9 protein-coding genes are annotated in these 15,971 nt (G+C 64.5%); 7 read left to right on the top strand and 2 right to left on the bottom strand.

From position 1 onward, the window contains the following. Positions 1 to 112: 112 nt before the first annotated feature. Together CHB97_RS23635 and CHB97_RS23630 are read right to left on the bottom strand one after the other, a co-directional pair. The gene (locus CHB97_RS23635) at positions 113 to 1,591 is read right to left on the bottom strand and encodes a hypothetical protein (RefSeq protein WP_143271160.1); all 1,479 of its coding nucleotides are present in this window, start codon (positions 1,589 to 1,591) and stop codon (positions 113 to 115) included. Further along, positions 1,588 to 4,206 (bottom strand): type VI secretion system Vgr family protein, encoded by a 2,619-nt coding sequence (locus CHB97_RS23630; protein ID WP_089290487.1) that lies wholly within the window; start codon positions 4,204 to 4,206, stop codon positions 1,588 to 1,590. The genes CHB97_RS23635 and CHB97_RS23630 overlap by 4 nt, the downstream gene beginning before the upstream one ends. Positions 4,207 to 4,948: 742 nt before the next feature. On the opposite strand from CHB97_RS23630, the gene tagH reads away from it, so the two are divergent. From tagH to CHB97_RS23595, 7 genes are read left to right on the top strand one after another with little or no spacing between them, the layout of a single operon-like run. Continuing rightward, positions 4,949 to 6,295 carry a type VI secretion system-associated FHA domain protein TagH gene (gene tagH, locus CHB97_RS23625; RefSeq protein WP_089290486.1) on the top strand — a complete coding sequence of 449 codons (1,347 nt, stop codon included), beginning with the start codon at positions 4,949 to 4,951 and terminating at the stop codon, positions 6,293 to 6,295. Positions 6,296 to 6,325: 30 nt separating this feature from the next. Further along, positions 6,326 to 6,826: a type VI secretion system lipoprotein TssJ gene (gene tssJ / locus CHB97_RS23620; protein WP_160106211.1), complete on the top strand. Its 501-nt coding sequence runs from the start codon at positions 6,326 to 6,328 to the stop codon at positions 6,824 to 6,826. Positions 6,827 to 6,836: 10 nt separating this feature from the next. Further along, positions 6,837 to 8,186, top strand: a complete 1,350-nt coding sequence (gene tssK, locus CHB97_RS23615; RefSeq protein WP_371333137.1) for a type VI secretion system baseplate subunit TssK — start codon at positions 6,837 to 6,839, stop codon at positions 8,184 to 8,186. Further along, a complete protein-coding gene (gene icmH, locus CHB97_RS23610) occupies positions 8,186 to 9,586 on the top strand; it encodes a type IVB secretion system protein IcmH/DotU (RefSeq protein ID WP_089290484.1) in 1,401 nt (466 codons plus the stop codon). The genes tssK and icmH overlap by 1 nt, the downstream gene beginning before the upstream one ends. Next, positions 9,583 to 13,134, top strand: coding sequence for a type VI secretion system membrane subunit TssM (gene tssM / locus CHB97_RS23605; protein WP_089290483.1), 3,552 nt, complete (start codon positions 9,583 to 9,585; stop codon positions 13,132 to 13,134). Before icmH ends, tssM begins: the two co-directional genes overlap by 4 nt. After that, on the top strand, positions 13,116 to 14,651 hold the full coding sequence (gene tagF, locus CHB97_RS23600) for a type VI secretion system-associated protein TagF (protein WP_089290482.1): 1,536 nt from the start codon (positions 13,116 to 13,118) through the stop codon (positions 14,649 to 14,651). The genes tssM and tagF overlap by 19 nt, the downstream gene beginning before the upstream one ends. After that, positions 14,648 to 15,970: a serine/threonine-protein kinase gene (locus CHB97_RS23595; RefSeq protein WP_089290481.1), complete on the top strand. Its 1,323-nt coding sequence runs from the start codon at positions 14,648 to 14,650 to the stop codon at positions 15,968 to 15,970. Before tagF ends, CHB97_RS23595 begins: the two co-directional genes overlap by 4 nt. Position 15,971: the final 1 nt, after the last annotated feature.

Here is a 15,971-nt window from a genome sequence, read left to right as displayed (position 1 = left end):
TCCTGATGACCGGGTTGGATGGTGTATTTACGTTCCAGCCAACCCGGCCTCTGTCATGGTAACAGCGAATTGACGATCACCAACCGTTCCATCCGGCAGAGGCAGGGGCGGTTCACTTCGGTGCCAGGGCTGACAGGAAACTGCCAAAGGCGATGTCATAGGCGCGGCGGTTGATGGGGCCGATCAGGTATGAATCGGGGTGGGGGGCAGGGGACAGCAGGCTGAAAACAGCCCAGCCCTTGGCCGTGCCCACCACGGTTTGCCGGAAGGTCGCCGGCTTGCCGTTGATGCTGGTTTCCAGGCTGCTGACAGACAGGCTGACGCCGGGAATATCACTTTCCACCGTGCGCAACGGGTTTTTGGTGATATCGGCACCCAGCCCGCGCATTCCGCCTGCCACCTGATCGCCGGCTGCCTGGGCGCTGGCGAAGCTGTCGCGCGGGGCGGCATAGATGTTGAGAATGCCCAGCCGTTCCGCCCCCTGACCATTGCTGACAATCCAGGACTGGCTGTCGGCCCCAACGCTGTTATCCGGCTGTGCCGTCCAGGAGGTGGGGGCCTTGAAACCCAACTGGAAAACCTTGTTCAGCGGCAGATCCTGCAGGGGCTCCGCATAGGCCTGCTGCGGTGCCTGTGTCAGGCGGAAGGTCTGGGCGGCCACCAGGAAGGCTTCCTCGACCTGCGGATAATGCGCCTCATCACTGAAACTATGCAGCAGATAGAGGAACTTGCCATTCTTGAAGGTGCGAAGCCGGTACAGAACCGGGCGGCCCGCCACCATCTTCTTCGCCAGCACATCGGCATTGCGGCCGGCGGTAGACGGGATGCTGCGATGGCCCAACACCTGATACTGGTTGGTGATCACCCATTGTTCCAGCCAATCCTCTGGCGCGATTTCCCGCTCCAGCGCCAGGGCATAGACCTCGATCAGGCTCTGGTCTCTGCGGTCGCCATAGGCGGCCAGCTTCTGCAGCTTGCCATTGGGCCTGTCCGGCTGGCCCTCCTTTTCGAACCATAGCCAGTCCTTGCGGATGGCCAGGGTGAAGGCGAAGGCCGGATAGGGGCTTTGGAAAGGCTGCTGCAGGTAATCGCGGGCCAGATCGGCTTGGGTGGCCTGGATAGTCGTCCGCATCTCAGTCATTGCACTTTCCTTCGCTTTGCTTTCGTGTGGCAGGATCACTGCCAGCAGAAGCCCCAGAGAGATTATCAGAACCACCGGCAGGGTCAGCAATTCCGCCAGACGCCCGCGCTCTATCATCACGTCAACATCGCGGCGTGGATAGGGCAGCAGAAAAACCCGCCACATCCCCGGCATCCGGCCCGGCAGCCTGCCCAATCGGAACGCGAAATCCACCACCCGCCGCCATTGCACCAGAATGATCAGGGAAAACATCAACACGCCCAGCATAGCCATGGCGATCTGGATCAGGAACAACAGGCCGGGCGCTGATCTTTCCACCAGTTTGCCAATGATGACCACCAGGGCGAACAGCACCGCCAGCAGCAGAAATCCCAGCAGGGTGCGGCCCCGCTCTGGAAAACGGGTGGCCAGGGCTGCCATCCGGCCCAAGGTTACGGTTTCAGCACTCATTTCTTCGGCGGCCCCACGCTTAATTCACCCTCCGTGCCCACACCGAAGATCGCACCGATCTCGGCAAAGCCGCCACCATGATAGCGCTGGGTCTGGCGATCGAAATAGCCGAAGCCGCCGCCGCCGATCTCTGCACTGCCGGCCGATGCGCTTTGCTGGAATTTACCATCCAGCGTCCAGCCATCGGGCACACCCGGCAACCAGCCGATGGGAATGGAGAAGGTCTGTTCGGCCGATGCCTGTGCCACGCGGGCGCCGGCCTTGCCGCCCAGGGCAGCACCGACATAACGGCCATCATCGCCCAGCAGCGCCTGCCCTTTGGCATCGGCGGAGAACAGTTCGCCCGTGCCTTTCAGGCCGACCTTGCCGTAATCGCTGTTGCCCAGCGCCCCTTCCACGGAAAGCCGCTGCATGGCGGCCTTGGCCTCACCCGCAGCGCCAAGACCGTTCTTGGTGATGCCGGCATGGCCTTCGGCGTCGGCGGCGAAGACATCCAGGCCACCACCGATCTCACCCCAATCATTCTGGCCTTTGGCCGAAATGCGGGCCAATGCCGCCTCACCCTTGGCATCCACCGTGGCCTTGTCATTGGTGACATTGCCGGTGACCGACCCTTCGGCACCCAGCACCTTGGAGGTGACAGGCCCCTTGGTCTTATTGGCTGCCCAGTCGCCGCCTTGCAGCGTGGTGCCCTCGGTCGGTTTGGCGGTTGCCGGCGCATCGCCCCAGCCACCACCACCGCCTCCACCCCCGCCACCGCCGGACTGACCAGCCGGGTTCTGCCCATTGATCGCCGACGTGGCGCTGCTGCCGCCGGCGGCACCATTGCCGGCAGCCGCCCCGCCGCCGCCGCCGCCACCGGAGACCTGCACCTCTTCTGCTTCCGGTGGGGGCACCTTCTCCTTGGTGTTCAGCCAGATATACTCCCCATCCAGGCTGATGCCCGTCTTGTCCATGATGATGGTGGAGCCGTTGGAGACCAGGATGATCTTGTCTGGGGTCAGTTGGATGGCGCTTTCACCGACCTGGAAGACCATCAGGTTCTTGGCGCGCTGGATGGCGCCATTGCCGATCTGGATGAACTGGTTGTTCTGGACGACGGTGGAGAGATCCTTCTGGCTATGGAAGGCCAGTTCCTCACCACCCGCCTTATCCTCCATGGAGAACAGGTTGAAGCCGTTGCCGCCGGGGCTGGACAGGGTACGAAACGCGGTCTGCGTCTTCTGCGCCGGCAGGGAAACGGGCGCGGCGGTTTCGGAATTCGGCACCAGCCCCAGGATCACCGGGCGATCCGGGTTGCCCTCCATGAAACCGACCACCACCTCCATGCCCACACGCGGGATGGTCTGCGCGCCAAAGCCGCGCCCGGCCCAGCTTTGCGTTGCCCGGATCCAGCAGGAAGAACGGTCGTCCGCCGTGCCGCGCCGGTCCCAGTAGAATTGCACCTTCACCCGCCCATAGGCGTCGGTATGGATATCCTCCCCCTTGGGCCCCACCACCACGGCCGTTTGCAGGCCGGGGATGGTGGGGCGGGGGGTGGTGCGGCGGGGGACAAAGGGGGTGGATGCTGGGATACAGGTAAAGCTGTTCTCGTACTGCGTATTGCTGCCGCCATTGGTTTCATAGGACTGGTCGGCGGCCTTGTGGCTGACCGACAGCACGACATAGGAACTGTTCTCCGCCATCACCGGATGGCCGGTCATCAGGAAGCGGCCGATGGGGGCCAGGGTGCGGCAATCGCTGACGCCCTGGATAGTCTCGCGCTCCACCTCCTCGGCCTGCATGTTCAGCTTGGCGCGGCGTTCGCCCAGGCCAGGATCGGCATGAAGGCCCGGAAACTCAAAATGTTCGTGCTGGGGCTGTTGCTGGAAATTGGAGAGGGTGGGAACCGTCTGGTTCAGGCGCAGCTTGCTGGTTTCGAAATTATAATCGGCCACCGTCCAGGCGCTGGCCTGATAGGAATGGCGCCGCCGCCAGTCCTTGATATGGTTGGACAGGGCCGACGTGGCGCTGAACGGGATGCTGGGCTCGGCCCCGGATTGATAGGCGGCGGTCTGCGTTGCCACCACCAGCGTGTGCTTGCCCGGCTCGTGGCGGAAGAAATAGTAAAGCCCATCCTCCTCCAGCAGGCGGCAGACAAAGGCGAAATCGGTCTCCCGATACTGCACGCAATAGGGGCGGGGTGGCGGTGAGCCGGCCATGGAGAAATCATACTGGCTATGGCCCATCTCATCGAAGATGGTGGCCAGGATTTCCAGGCTGTTCTTGTTCTGGAAGATGCGGCAATCGCTGGTGCGGGTCAGCAGCCAGAGCCAGGGCACAATCTCAAGCTCATAATGGCGCTGACCGCGCCCGGCGGCATGGCCGGCGGTCAACCCGGCGACGATGCCGTTGAAACTGCGATAGACGCCATCTTGAAGCCGCAGGTGGAAATCCACCGGCTGGGCCACCAGGCTGGCCGGATCCAGCATATCGGTCTGCGCCCGCACCGTGGCGCGGAAGGTGAACAGCGCCGACACCGCCTCCGTCCCCTCCAGCGCTTCCAGCAGCAACTGATCGGGGCCAAGCGGTGTATCGATCGCCAGGATGCGATTGACCTGCGTGAAACCGTCCATTCCAGATTCCCGAGCAATGGCCCTTGCAGCCAACGGCAAATGCCTTGGAAAGAAAACACCCCAAGGAAACGGGGTATTGAAAGCGCCATCAGGCGTCACAAAAAACGCAAATCCCTGACATGCTGAGAGCAGGGTGAATTCTACAGAAGCAAAACCCCGGAATATTGAGGGGGGTTTGCCCCTTATTATAGAAAGTCGCTTTGGCTTCAACGAAACAGAAGGCAAGTGGATCGCCGAATTCGGGGTATGCCGAACGGGCCGATGCGAAGGGCCGTTATAAGCAACGATTGGAATAGGGCGGCACCCCCAGGGGGTATCGTTTCATGGCCGAGAACCTGATTTATCGGCCCTTCGGCCTATCGAACGGGCGCGAGAAAGGCTCTTTGAACGCGGATTGCGACAAAGGTAAGTGGTCGAAGGTACATCATCCGGAAGGGGTGACACCAAATCGGTGGATCGTCAGCTATATGGAATAGTGCGTGTGTATAAACAGAACATGTATGGATAACACCAAATAGCACGTCGGTGGTTCCTATTGCTTGTGATACCTATTTTTTGTGAATGGCCGTGGTTATCTCGCGGCATTTGTTGATGGTATTATTTTGTTTCCACGATTGTTCCGCAACGATCGATAATTTTTCTGAAACAAAACCCAGTCTTCGATCCTTATACGATCATCGGGTGATATGCCGGTCGTTTTCGCAGCCCGGTTACGTCCCGCTCCCACGTGAACGAGGAAAAGATGGCGCTTGTCCTGAAAGTGATGAAAGCGGGTGACAGCTCCCTGAGCGAGGGGGAAAGCCGCAGCTTTGACGGCGCCAGCATCAGCATCGGGCGCGGGCAGGAGAATGACTGGGTGGTCAATGATCCGCACCGCCATCTGTCCAAACAGCATTGCCGGTTTGAAAAACGCGGCAATGCCTATTTCATCATCGATACCAGCACCAATGGTGTTTTCGTTGGCGATGCGCCGGTGCCGTTGGGCAAGGGAAATGCCCAGGCGCTGCGCGATGGGGAGGTGATCAATCTCGGCCCCTGTGTGCTGAAGGCGGAATTTCGGGAGATGGTGGCGGCCGCCCCCGCTCTGTTCGGTGATCATTCGCCGGCCGGCGGGGGCGGGCTTGATTTCGCCATGGAGACCGCGCCCGCCGCCTATGGTGCCAATCCGGCCTCGGTGAGCGATATTCTGGGCGGGCGGCGGCGCAGCGATGCCAGCCCCATTGAGCGCGATGGCGACCTGGCCGCGCTGGAGGTGCCGGAATCCGACATGGCGGCCTTTGGCGGGCATCCGCAACTGGCCAATCATTTCGCCGCCCCCGAGGTGCAGCGCCCGGTGATCCCGCCCGATTGGCATTCCGATGAGGCGACGCTGCCGGCGGAGCCTGAAGCCCTGGCCGAACCGGAACCTGCCCCCGATTTTCCCCGCCCCACGCCACGCCCGCCGGTGGCGGAAGCGGTGCCCGTCCCTGCGCCCCCACCCCCACCGCCCGTGGCCCGGGAGCCGGCGGAGGCCGCAACCGACCTGCGTGGCACCGACCCGGTGGCCGCCTTCATGGCCGGTGTCGGCCTGCCGATGGAGGCCATCGACAATGCCGATCAGGCTGCCCTGATGCACAAGATGGGGCTGGCCTTCCGCGAGGCGGTGTCCGGGATGCGGGAGCTGCTAGAACTGCGGGCCTTCCTGAAATCGGAATTCCGCATCGAACATACGCTGCTGCGCGCCAAGGAAAACAACCCGCTGAAATTTTCCGCCAACCTGGATGGCACGCTGGCCGTGCTGATCGGCAAGCGGGTGACGGGTTTCCTGGATGCGCCGGACGCCATCCGCGAAAGCCTGCGCGATATCAAGGCCCATGAGGTGGCCCTGATCGCCGGCATGAAGACGGTGGTGGCCGATGTGCTGGAACAGCTGTCGCCCGAAAGCGTCAGCACCGATGTCAGTTCGTCCCTGTTGCCGCAGGTCCATAAGGCGCGGTGCTGGGAAAAATACGAACAAACCCATCAGCGGATCATGGGGGAACAATCCTCCGGTCCACCGCTCGGCGGCAAGTTTTCTGCCGCCTACACCAAACAATTCCGCAGCCTTTGATCAGGCTGACCAGAAATGGGCCCCATCAAGATGAAAAAAACCCGTTTATCCCTTCTTGCTTCCCTTGGCCTTGCCGGCACGCTGCTGCTGTCCGCCTGTTCCAGCAAGCCGCCGCCGGCGCCCCCGCGCGGGGCTATTCCCATCTATGTCACCACCACGCGGGAGGTGAATGCCGATGCGCAGGGGCGGGCCGCCCCGGTGGTGGTGCGCGTCTATGGTCTGGCCAACAAGGATAGTTTCAATCTGGCCGCCCCCATCCAGTTGATCCAGCAGGATGCCAAGACGCTGGGTGCCGATCAGCTGGACCGCCAGGAACTGGTGCTGGCCCCGTCTGACCAGAAGCTGATCACCCAGCCGGCCAATGACAAGGTGAATTATGTCGGCGTGGTCGCCGCCTATCGCGCCATCGACAAGGTGAAATGGCGGGAGGTGGTGGCCGTGCCCGCCACCGGCAGCGTCATCCTGGATGTCACTGTCGGGGCCAACGGCGTGACGGTGCAGCAGCGCCCGCAGCCGGAACAGAAAAAGTGAGGGATGCTGGATGATGATGTCCGCCAACCGCGTGGTCTGGTCCGAGGGCATGTTCCTGCGGGTGCAGCATTTCCAGCAGGCCGACCGCCATGTCGAGCGGCTGGTGGCGGCCCGCACCCAGCCGCTGGCTCCCTTTTCCTGGGGGATCAGCGAGCTGGTGATCAACCGGGAACTGCTGGGGATCGGCAAGTTCGCCATCGCGGCGGCGCGGGGCATCCTGCCGGACGGCACCCCCTTTTCCATCCCCGATGATGCCGATCATCCGCCGCCGCTGGAACTGTTCGATAATATCAAGAACTGCCTGATCTATCTGACCCTGCCGGTGCGCCAGCCGGGGGCGGCGGAGGTTGGCAACCCCAATTCTGAAGATGCCATCACCCGCTATGTCCCCGCCCGGTTTGAGGCAGAAGATGCCAATCTGGGCAGCGGCCAGTCCGCACCCATGGATGTGGCGCGCCTGCGCCTGCGCTTGGCCCCGGAAACCCAGCCGCTGGCGGGATATGAAAAGATCGCTGTGGCGCGGGTGGTGGAGGTGCGGTCCGACCGTGCCATCATCCTGGATGACCAGTTTATCGCCCCCACCACCTCTGTCGCGGCGCAATCGCCGCTGCATGGTTTCCTGACCGAGATCCAGGCGCTGATCCAGCACCGGGCCGAGGCGCTGGCCGCCCGCGTGGCCGGCCCGTCGCAGGCCAAGGGGGCGGCGGAGATTGCTGATTTCCTGCTGTTGCAGACGGTGAACCGGTACGAGCCGCTGTTGCGCCATTACGCCGCCACCGCCCCCATGCTGCACCCGGAGCGTTTTTACCGCCTGTGCGTGGAAATCGCTGGCGAACTGGCGACCTTCACCGCCGAGGGCAAGCGCGCCACCATCTTCCCCGATTACCGGCACGAGGATTTGCAGGCCACCTTCCGCCCGGTGCTGGCCGATCTGCGCGCGTCCCTGTCCGCTGTGCTGGAACAGACGGCGGTGCCCATCCCGCTGCAACCGCGTCGCCATGGTATCAAGGTTGGTGTCATCGCCGACCGGTCGCTGCTGTTCAATGCCAGCTTCGTGCTGGCGGTCAATGGCGACATGCCGGTCGAACATCTGCGCCGGCTGTTCCCCAATCAGGTCAAAATCGGCCCGGTGGAACAGATCGCACAGCTGGTGAATGTGGCCCTGCCGGGCATCCGCGTCAGCCCGATGCCGATGGCCCCGCGCCAGCTGCCCTATCGCTCCGGTCAGGTGTTTTTCGAACTGGATCGCAGTTCTCCGCATTTCAAGCAGCTTCAGCAATCGGGCGGCATCGCCCTGCATCTGGCCGGTGAATTCGCCCAGGTGGATATGGAGCTGTGGGCCATCAAAGGGGTCGCCTGATGTCCAGCTTTGCCAGCTATGGCCAGTCAGGCCACGAGGAAACCATCATCAAGCCCACGCCGGGCGGCCGCCGACCGGCGGCCCCGGCCAGTGCCGTGGTGGCACCGCCGACCGATTTCATCGCCAATGACACGATCGACCTGACGCTGGGCGGCCTGAACCCGCTGCTGGCCGCTGCCGGGCCGATCCTGAACCTGATCCGTCGCCTGCGCGTCACCGCCACCCAACCCAATATCGCCGATCTGCGCGAACGGGTGGCCGGCGAGATCAAGAATTTCGAAAAGCGCATCCAGGGTTCCGGCCTTTCGCCGGAGGCCGCCCGCGCCGCGCATTACGCGCTCTGCGCCACGGTGGATGATGTGGTGCTGAACACCCCCTGGGGGGCCAGCAGCACCTGGACCCGCACCAGCATGGTGGTCAGCTTCCATGTCGATGTGACGGGGGGTGAGCGTTTCTATGACCTGCTGAACCATCTGCTGAAGGATGCGGCTGCTAACCTGCATGTGCTGGAGCTGATGTATCTCTGCCTCTCCTTAGGCTTTGAGGGGCGGTTGCGCATCCTGGCCCAAGGGGCGCTGGAACATGCCCGCATCCGCGATAATCTCTACCGCACACTGATGCAGTTGCGCGGGGAGGGGGAGCGGGAGCTGTCGCCCCACTGGCGTGGGGTGGAGGCCCCCTATCGCCCACTGATGCCCAGCATTGAATTCTGGACCGTGATGGCGGTGACGCTGATCGTCATCACCCTGATGGCGGTTGGTTTCAGCTTTGCGCTGAACGGCCAGTCCGATGCCACGCTGGAAAAAATGGCGGCCTTGCCGCCCGCCGGCCAACCCTCCATCAAGATCGCCGATCCGGCCCCGCCGGTGCAGGCGCCGGCCCGCGATGTGGACCATTTCACCGCCTTTCTGGCACCGGAGATCAAGGCCGGGCTGGTAACGGTGGTGGCGCAGGGCACCGACACCGTGGTGCGCATCCGCAATGCCGGCATGTTCCCGTCTGGTTCGGCGCAGGTGGATGGCTCCTATGATGGTCTGCTGGTGCGGATCGGGCAGGCGCTGAACACGCGGCCAGGGCAGGTGACCATCACCGGCCATACCGACAATGTGCCGATCCGCACCATCCGCTTCCCCTCCAACTGGCACCTGTCGCAGGCGCGCGCCGATGCTGTGGCGGCCATTATTGCCGACCATGTGCAAGACCCGACCCGCATCAAGGCCCAGGGTATGGCCGATACCCAGCCCGTCGCCTCCAACGATGCTGAGGCCGGCCGCGAAGCCAACCGCCGCATCGACGTCATCCTGCGCAGCGCGCCGATGGTGACCATCCCGGCAGCGCCCGCACAGACGACGCCCGCCCCGGCGGCCCCGCCGCCGGTGAGCCAAGGAACGCCGCAATGATCACGCAATTCCTTCCCGCCACGATACAGCCCTTTTTCTCCACCCTGGTGCAGCCCTTGCGCGCCCGCTGGGTCTGGTCGCTGATCTGGGCCATCGGTTTCGCGCTGATGATCTGGTATGTCGGCGCGCTGATCGCCGTGGGCAGTTACCGCCCGCTGGAATCCGACATGGCGCGGATGATCGCCTGTGTGGCGGTCTTCGTGGTCTGGGCGGCCTTCAACCTGCAGGTCAATTTCAAGTCGCGCAAGACCGACGACCGGATGATGCGCGACCTGACCCAGGCGGGGGAGGCCGACAAGCGCGGCGATGCCTCTGCCGATGAGTTGCGCCAGCTGCGCGAACGGTTGCTGGAAGCGCTGGGCACCCTGCGCAAGAAGGCCGGCGGCAGCGGCATGAACCGGTCCTATCTGTACCAATTGCCCTGGTACATGCTGATCGGGCCGCCCGGATCGGGCAAAAGCTCCGCCCTGCTCACCTCCGGCCTGAACTTCCCGCTGTCCGGCTCCCTGGGGCGCGACCCATTGAAGGGGATCGGCGGCACGCGCAATTGCGACTGGTGGTTTACCGACCAGGCCATCCTGCTGGATACGGCCGGTCGCTACACCACGCAGGACAGCGACCCGCAATTGGACCAGAAAGCCTGGCTGGGCTTCCTGGACCTGCTGAAAAGCTACCGCGCCCGCCAGCCGGTGAACGGGGCCGTGGTGGTGCTGAGCCTGGCCGACCTGATGGCGCCAGACCCGACGGAACGGCTGAACCATGCCCGCGCCATCCGCCAGCGCCTGAATGAGCTCTATGACAGTTTCGGCATCCAGGTGCCGGTCTATGTCGCCTTCACCAAGGTCGATCTGGTGCCGGGCTTCGTGGAGTTCTTTGACGGCTTGGGCAAGACGGAACGGGAGCAGGTCTGGGGTATGACCTTCCCGCTGGATGATGGCTCGGCGGAAAATGCCGGCGTTGTCACCCGCTTCCCGCAGGAGTTGGAGGCGCTGGTCGCCCGGCTGAATGAACGGCTGCTGGAACGGGTGCAGCAGGAAAGCGACATTGACCGGCGCGGTCTGGTCTTCAACTTCCCTAATCAGGTGGCCAGCCTGGGCGACGCCATGCTGGAGGTGCTGACGGAGATTTTCCGTTCCAGCGCCTATGACAGCCGGCCTTTGCTGCGTGGTGTCTATTTCACCAGCAGCCTGCAGGTGGGGATGCCGATTGACCGCACCATGGCCACCATCACCAGCACCTTCGGGCTGGACCCGGTGCGCCTGCCGGCCAATAACCGCCAGGGCCGCAGCTATTTCCTGACCCGTCTGTTCCGCGAAGTGGTGTTTGCCGAAGCCGCCGTGGTCAGCCTGAACCCCAAGGTGGAGGAACGGCGGCGGCGGATACGCATCGCCACCTATGCGCTGGCCTTCGTGCTGCTGGCGGTGATGGCCTATGCCTGGACCACGGGCTATCGCACCAATGAACGCCAGGTGGCGCAGATCAATGAACAATTGGCCGACTATGAAAAGGCGGTGCAGGGCATTCCGGTGCAGAATGTCGCCGATGGCGACCTGCCCCGTGTGGTCAAGCCGCTGGATATCCTGCGCGCCCTGCCCACCGGCCTGACGCCGGAAGGGGCGGATGCCGGAAGCTGGCTGACCTTCGGCCTGTATCAGGGCGACAAGCTGACGGCGGTGCATGGCAATGCCTATCAGAAGGCGTTGAACGGGCTGTTGCTGCCCCGCCTGCTGGTGCGCTTGCAGAATCAGATCCGTGACCGCCAGGGCGATGATGATTTCACCGCCGCCGCCCTGCGCATCTATCTGATGCTGGGCAGCCATGGCCCGATGGATGCCGGGGCCGTGAAAGCCTGGATGGCCAATGACTGGGCCACATCCTGGCCCGGCCCCAATAACCAGCCGCTGCGGGAGGCGCTGGCCCGCCATCTGGACAGCCTGATTGCCGGCGGCCTGTCGCCCATCGCCCTGGATGCCAACCTGATCGAACAATCGCGCCGCAGCCTGGAAAAGCTGACCCCGGCGGAGCGTGTCTATGCCCTGGTTCGCCAGCGCGGTGACGTGGCGCAGCAGAAGCAATGGCTGCCCATCAACCATGCCGGCGGCAGCGGGGAACGTGTGTTCACCCGCCTGTCCGGTAAGCCGCTGAACGAAGGCATCCCCGGTGTCTATACCCGCGAGGGTTTCTATAAATCCTTCCAGCCGGCCCTGGACGGGGTGCTGAGGGAAGTCCAGGCCCAAAGCTGGGTGATGGGCGAAAAGCAGACCCCGGCACCCGAACAGATGGAAGCCATCCGCGCCCGCGTGCTGGAACTGTATTTCGCCGATTACACCCGCGTCTGGGATGAGATGCTGAACGATCTGCGCATCGTGCCGATGGCCGATTTGCAGCAGACCGTGACCGTGCTGAACATGGTGTCCGGCCCGGATATGCCGATGCTGAAGCTGCTGCGCGCGGTGGCGGATGAAACAAGGCTGGCCCTGCCGCCCGGCGTCAATCCGGGCGATGCCGCCGCTGTGTCGGCCGCCATGGCCAATGCCCCGGCGGGTGCGCGTGGTGTGACCCAGCATTTCCAGCCCATCGCTGATTTCATCACCCCGGCGGATGGGGCCCCGGCGCGGGTGGAGGATTTGATCCGCCTGCTGGGCAATGCCTATGAGGAGATGAGCGCCTTGGCCAGCGGCCCGGCCAATGGTCAGGTGGACATGTATGCCCGCGCGTCGCGGGGCGGGGCCGGGCCGACCCAGCGTCTGGCCGCCCAGGTGCCGCAATTGCCGCAGCCGGTGGCGGCCTGGGTGGGTGCCTTCACCGAAGGTATCAGCCAGCAATCGGTCGGCGGGGCGCGGGCCCAGCTTTCCAACCTGTGGGGCGGGGAAGTGGGCGGCTTCTGCCGGCGGGCGGTGCGCGGCCGCTACCCGTTCGAAACGGGGGCGGAGAGCGAAATCTCCATCGGCGATTTCACCCGCCTGTTCGCGCCCAACGGCCTGATGGACAAGTTCTTCAACACCCATCTGCGCACGCTGGTGGATACGTCGGGTGCCCGCTGGCGCTGGAACAGCGTCGGTGGCACCGGCCTGGGCATTCCCAATTCGGTTCTGGTCTCCTTCCAGAATGCGGCGCAGATCCGCGATGCCTTCTTCCCCGATGGTGGGCAGACCCCAAATGTCACCCTGCAGGTGACACCTTCTACGCTAGACCCCAAGGCGACCGGCGTGCTGCTGACCAGCGGCGGCCAGCAGGTGGAATATCGCCATGGCCCGCAATGGCCGACCGCCCTGCAATGGCCGGCGGGGGAGGCCAATGCCGTCAGCCGCGTGGTGTTTGAGGTATCGGGCAGCAATGCCAACCCGCAGGGCATGACCCAGACCGGCCCCTGGTCTTTGTTCCGGCTGGTCGACAAGGGGGCCATGTCTGCCGTGGGCAGCGATACGGCCCGCATCTCCTTCACCGCTGATGGCCATACAGCCGTGTTTGAAGTGCGTTCCAGCACGTCGCTCAACCCCCTGGTGCTCAAGGAATTGAGGAATTTCCGTTGTCCAACCTCGTTCTAAATAGCGGCGCCTCGGCGCACGAGCCCGGCTTTTTCGGCAAGATCCCGGCGCGGGGGGACTTTGTGTCCCGCCGGCTGGGGCCGGGGCTGGTGCAGCCCCTGGACGAATGGCTGCAGGCATCCATCGCCACATCCCGCCGCCAGATGGGGGAGGGCTGGCTGCCCTCCTACCTGGAAACGCCGATCTGGCGCTTCGTGCTGGGGCCGGGTGTCTGCGGGGATGTGCCGTTGGCCGGCGTGCTGATGCCGTCTGTGGACCGGGTGGGGCGTTATTTCCCCCTGGTGCTGGCGGCCCCGCTGCCGGGCTGCGTCGCCCCCATAAGGCTGATCGAAACAGCACGCGGCTGGTTCGACAAGGTGGAGGCGCTGGCCCTGTCCTCGCTGGAAGATGGCTTCGTCTTCGATCGGTTCGACCAGGCGCTGCGCACGCTGGGTGCCCCGCCCTATGACACAACAAGGCCAGCCGCCAATGGCGCCAACGGCCTGCGTGTCGGGCTGGAGGGGGACGGCAAGGTGCAGAATGGCCAATTGGCCGACACCTATGGAAGGCTGCTGGATCAGGTGCTGATCGGCTTCAACAACCGGTTCAGCCTGTGGTGGACCAGCGGGTCCGATCGCGTCGCCTCTTCCCTGCTGATCGCCCCCGGCCTGCCGGCGCCGCAGAATTTCGCCGCCTTCATGGATGGCCATTGGGAGGAATGGGGCTGGGAGCGGCCGGCGGACAGTGTGCTGCATCTGGATGATGCCGAACTGCCCATCCTGCTGCTGCGCCCTGTAGTGCCGATGCCCTGCCATGGCCGCACCCATCCGGGCACCCGCCGGGGTGCCAACCAGGATGCCCTGCTGATGCGGGAGGATATCGGGCTGTGGTGTGTGGCCGACGGGCTGGGCGGCCATTCCGATGGCGAAGTGGCCAGCGCCACCGTGGTGGCCACGCTGGACAATGTGCTGCCCCCGCTTTCCTACGCCGGCTTTGTCGATGATGTGCGCGATGCGCTGCATGAGGCCAACGGCATGTTGCGCGACCGGGCGCGCACGCTGGATGAACAGGCGGTCGTCGCCTCCACCGCCGTGGTGCTGGTGGTTTATGCCAACCGCATCTCCTGCCTGTGGGCGGGGGACAGCCGGATCTATCGGCTGCGCGACGGTACTTTCCAGCAACTCACCAGCGATCATGTCGCCGCCGGGCTGGGGAACAACCAGCGCAGCACGATGTTGGTGACGCGCGCGGTGGGTGCCGCCGATGCGCTGGAGGTGGAGATGATGCATGACACAGCCCTGCCAGGTGACCGTTTCCTGCTCTGCAGCGACGGTGTGACCAAGGTGCTGCGCGATGCGGAAATCGCCCAGATGATCCAGGGGCTGGCCCCCCGCGACGCGGTGGATGCGCTGGTGGAGAATGTGCTGGTCTCCGGCGCGCCGGACAATCTGACCGCCATTATCGTGGATATCCCCACCGATCTGGCAGCGGCACGGCCGCAGCCGCCGGCGGAAAAGGCGGGGGAGGTGACAGCATGAACCACACCATGCTGGCCGCCCGGCCCCCCGTCGACCCCATACCGGAGGCACCGGACGAGGTGACATCGCTGCTGATGTCCGCCCCGGTGGAACCGGATGAGGAAACCTCCCTGCTGCTGGCTGCCGAACCGGAAGCGCCGGAGGAACTGACCCGTTTCGTGCCGGGCGAACCCGCCCCGCCGGTGGAGCCGGTGGAGTTCACCGCCATCCGCGCCGCCCCCGGCCCGCTGGCCAAGGCCGCGACGCGGGAGGTGGTGGAAAACCAGCTTGCCGGCCTGATCGGCGCCATCCGGGCAGAGGCCAAGCGCACCGGTCTGGCGGAAATCGAAACGCTGGACCTGTTGCGCACAGCGCGCGGCGTGCTGGAACGCTATATCGCCAAGGCCACCGACGGGCGGGATGATGACCCCGCCCCGACACCGCCGCCGGACAGTTCCGGCTGGTCGCTGGCGCCGGGGGCGGTGATGCTGAACAGCTTCAAGGTCCGCACCCTGCTGGCGCGTGGCGGCATGGGGGAGATTTACCGGGTTCGCCACCGTGACCTGAAAACCGACCATGCCATCAAGGTGATCATCCCGGCCTATCGTGACGATCCCCGCATTGTCGGCATGTTCCATGCGGAGGGAAGGTTGCTGCGCCGGGTGCGGCATGAGGCGGTGGTGGAATGCGCCGGTCTGTTCCGTGACAATGACGGCCGTTCCATGCTGCTGCTGGAATATGTTGACGGGCCGTCGCTCTCGCAACTGATCCGGCGCGGCCCCCTGCGCCTGTCGGCGCTGGAAGCCTTGCTGCGCCGGCTGGCGGCGGGGCTGTCGGCCATCCATGCCGCCGGTCTGGTGCATCGGGACGTCTCGCCGGACAATATCCTGCTGCCCGATGATAATCCGGCGGCGGCCAAGATCATTGATTTCGGCGTGGCGGCGGAACTGCGCGGCGGGGTGACGCCGCGCGATGGGCTGGATTTCGCCGGCAAATTCTCCTTCGCCTCGCCGGAGCAACTGGGCCTGCATGGCGGGACCATTGGTATCGCTTCCGATATCTACAGCCTGGGTCTGGTGATTGCGGCTGCCGCGCGGGGTGAGAAACTGCCCATGGGTCAGACGCCCGATCAGGCGGCCGACGCCCGCCGCAGCGTGCCGCCGCTGGATGCCGTGCCCGACCGGCTGCGCCCCATCATCCGCGCCATGTTGCAGCCCGATCCCAAACAGCGCCCCACCGACCTGTCGGCCCTGCTGCGCGGGCTGGATGCGCCGGGGGCGGCCAAGGGTGGCGGGCTGCTGTCCCGCATCGGTTCCCTGTTCGGCAAGGGCAGGGGGTAGG

This window comes from Azospirillum sp. RU38E (assembly GCF_900188385.1).
Lineage (GTDB): Bacteria > Pseudomonadota > Alphaproteobacteria > Azospirillales > Azospirillaceae > Niveispirillum.
This window is presented reverse-complemented; position numbering and strand designations above follow the sequence as displayed.

Coding starts and splice junctions, on each gene's coding strand:
- tagH (WP_089290486.1), top strand. CDS start 4,949: ATGGCGCTTGTCCTGAAAGTGATGAAAGCGGGTGACAGCTCCCTGAGC.
- icmH (WP_089290484.1), top strand. CDS start 8,186: ATGTCCAGCTTTGCCAGCTATGGCCAGTCAGGCCACGAGGAAACCATC.
- tssJ (WP_160106211.1), top strand. CDS start 6,326: ATGAAAAAAACCCGTTTATCCCTTCTTGCTTCCCTTGGCCTTGCCGGC.
- CHB97_RS23630 (WP_089290487.1), bottom strand. CDS start 4,206: ATGGACGGTTTCACGCAGGTCAATCGCATCCTGGCGATCGATACACCG.
- CHB97_RS23635 (WP_143271160.1), bottom strand. CDS start 1,591: ATGAGTGCTGAAACCGTAACCTTGGGCCGGATGGCAGCCCTGGCCACC.
- tssK (WP_371333137.1), top strand. CDS start 6,837: ATGATGATGTCCGCCAACCGCGTGGTCTGGTCCGAGGGCATGTTCCTG.
- tssM (WP_089290483.1), top strand. CDS start 9,583: ATGATCACGCAATTCCTTCCCGCCACGATACAGCCCTTTTTCTCCACC.
- CHB97_RS23595 (WP_089290481.1), top strand. CDS start 14,648: ATGAACCACACCATGCTGGCCGCCCGGCCCCCCGTCGACCCCATACCG.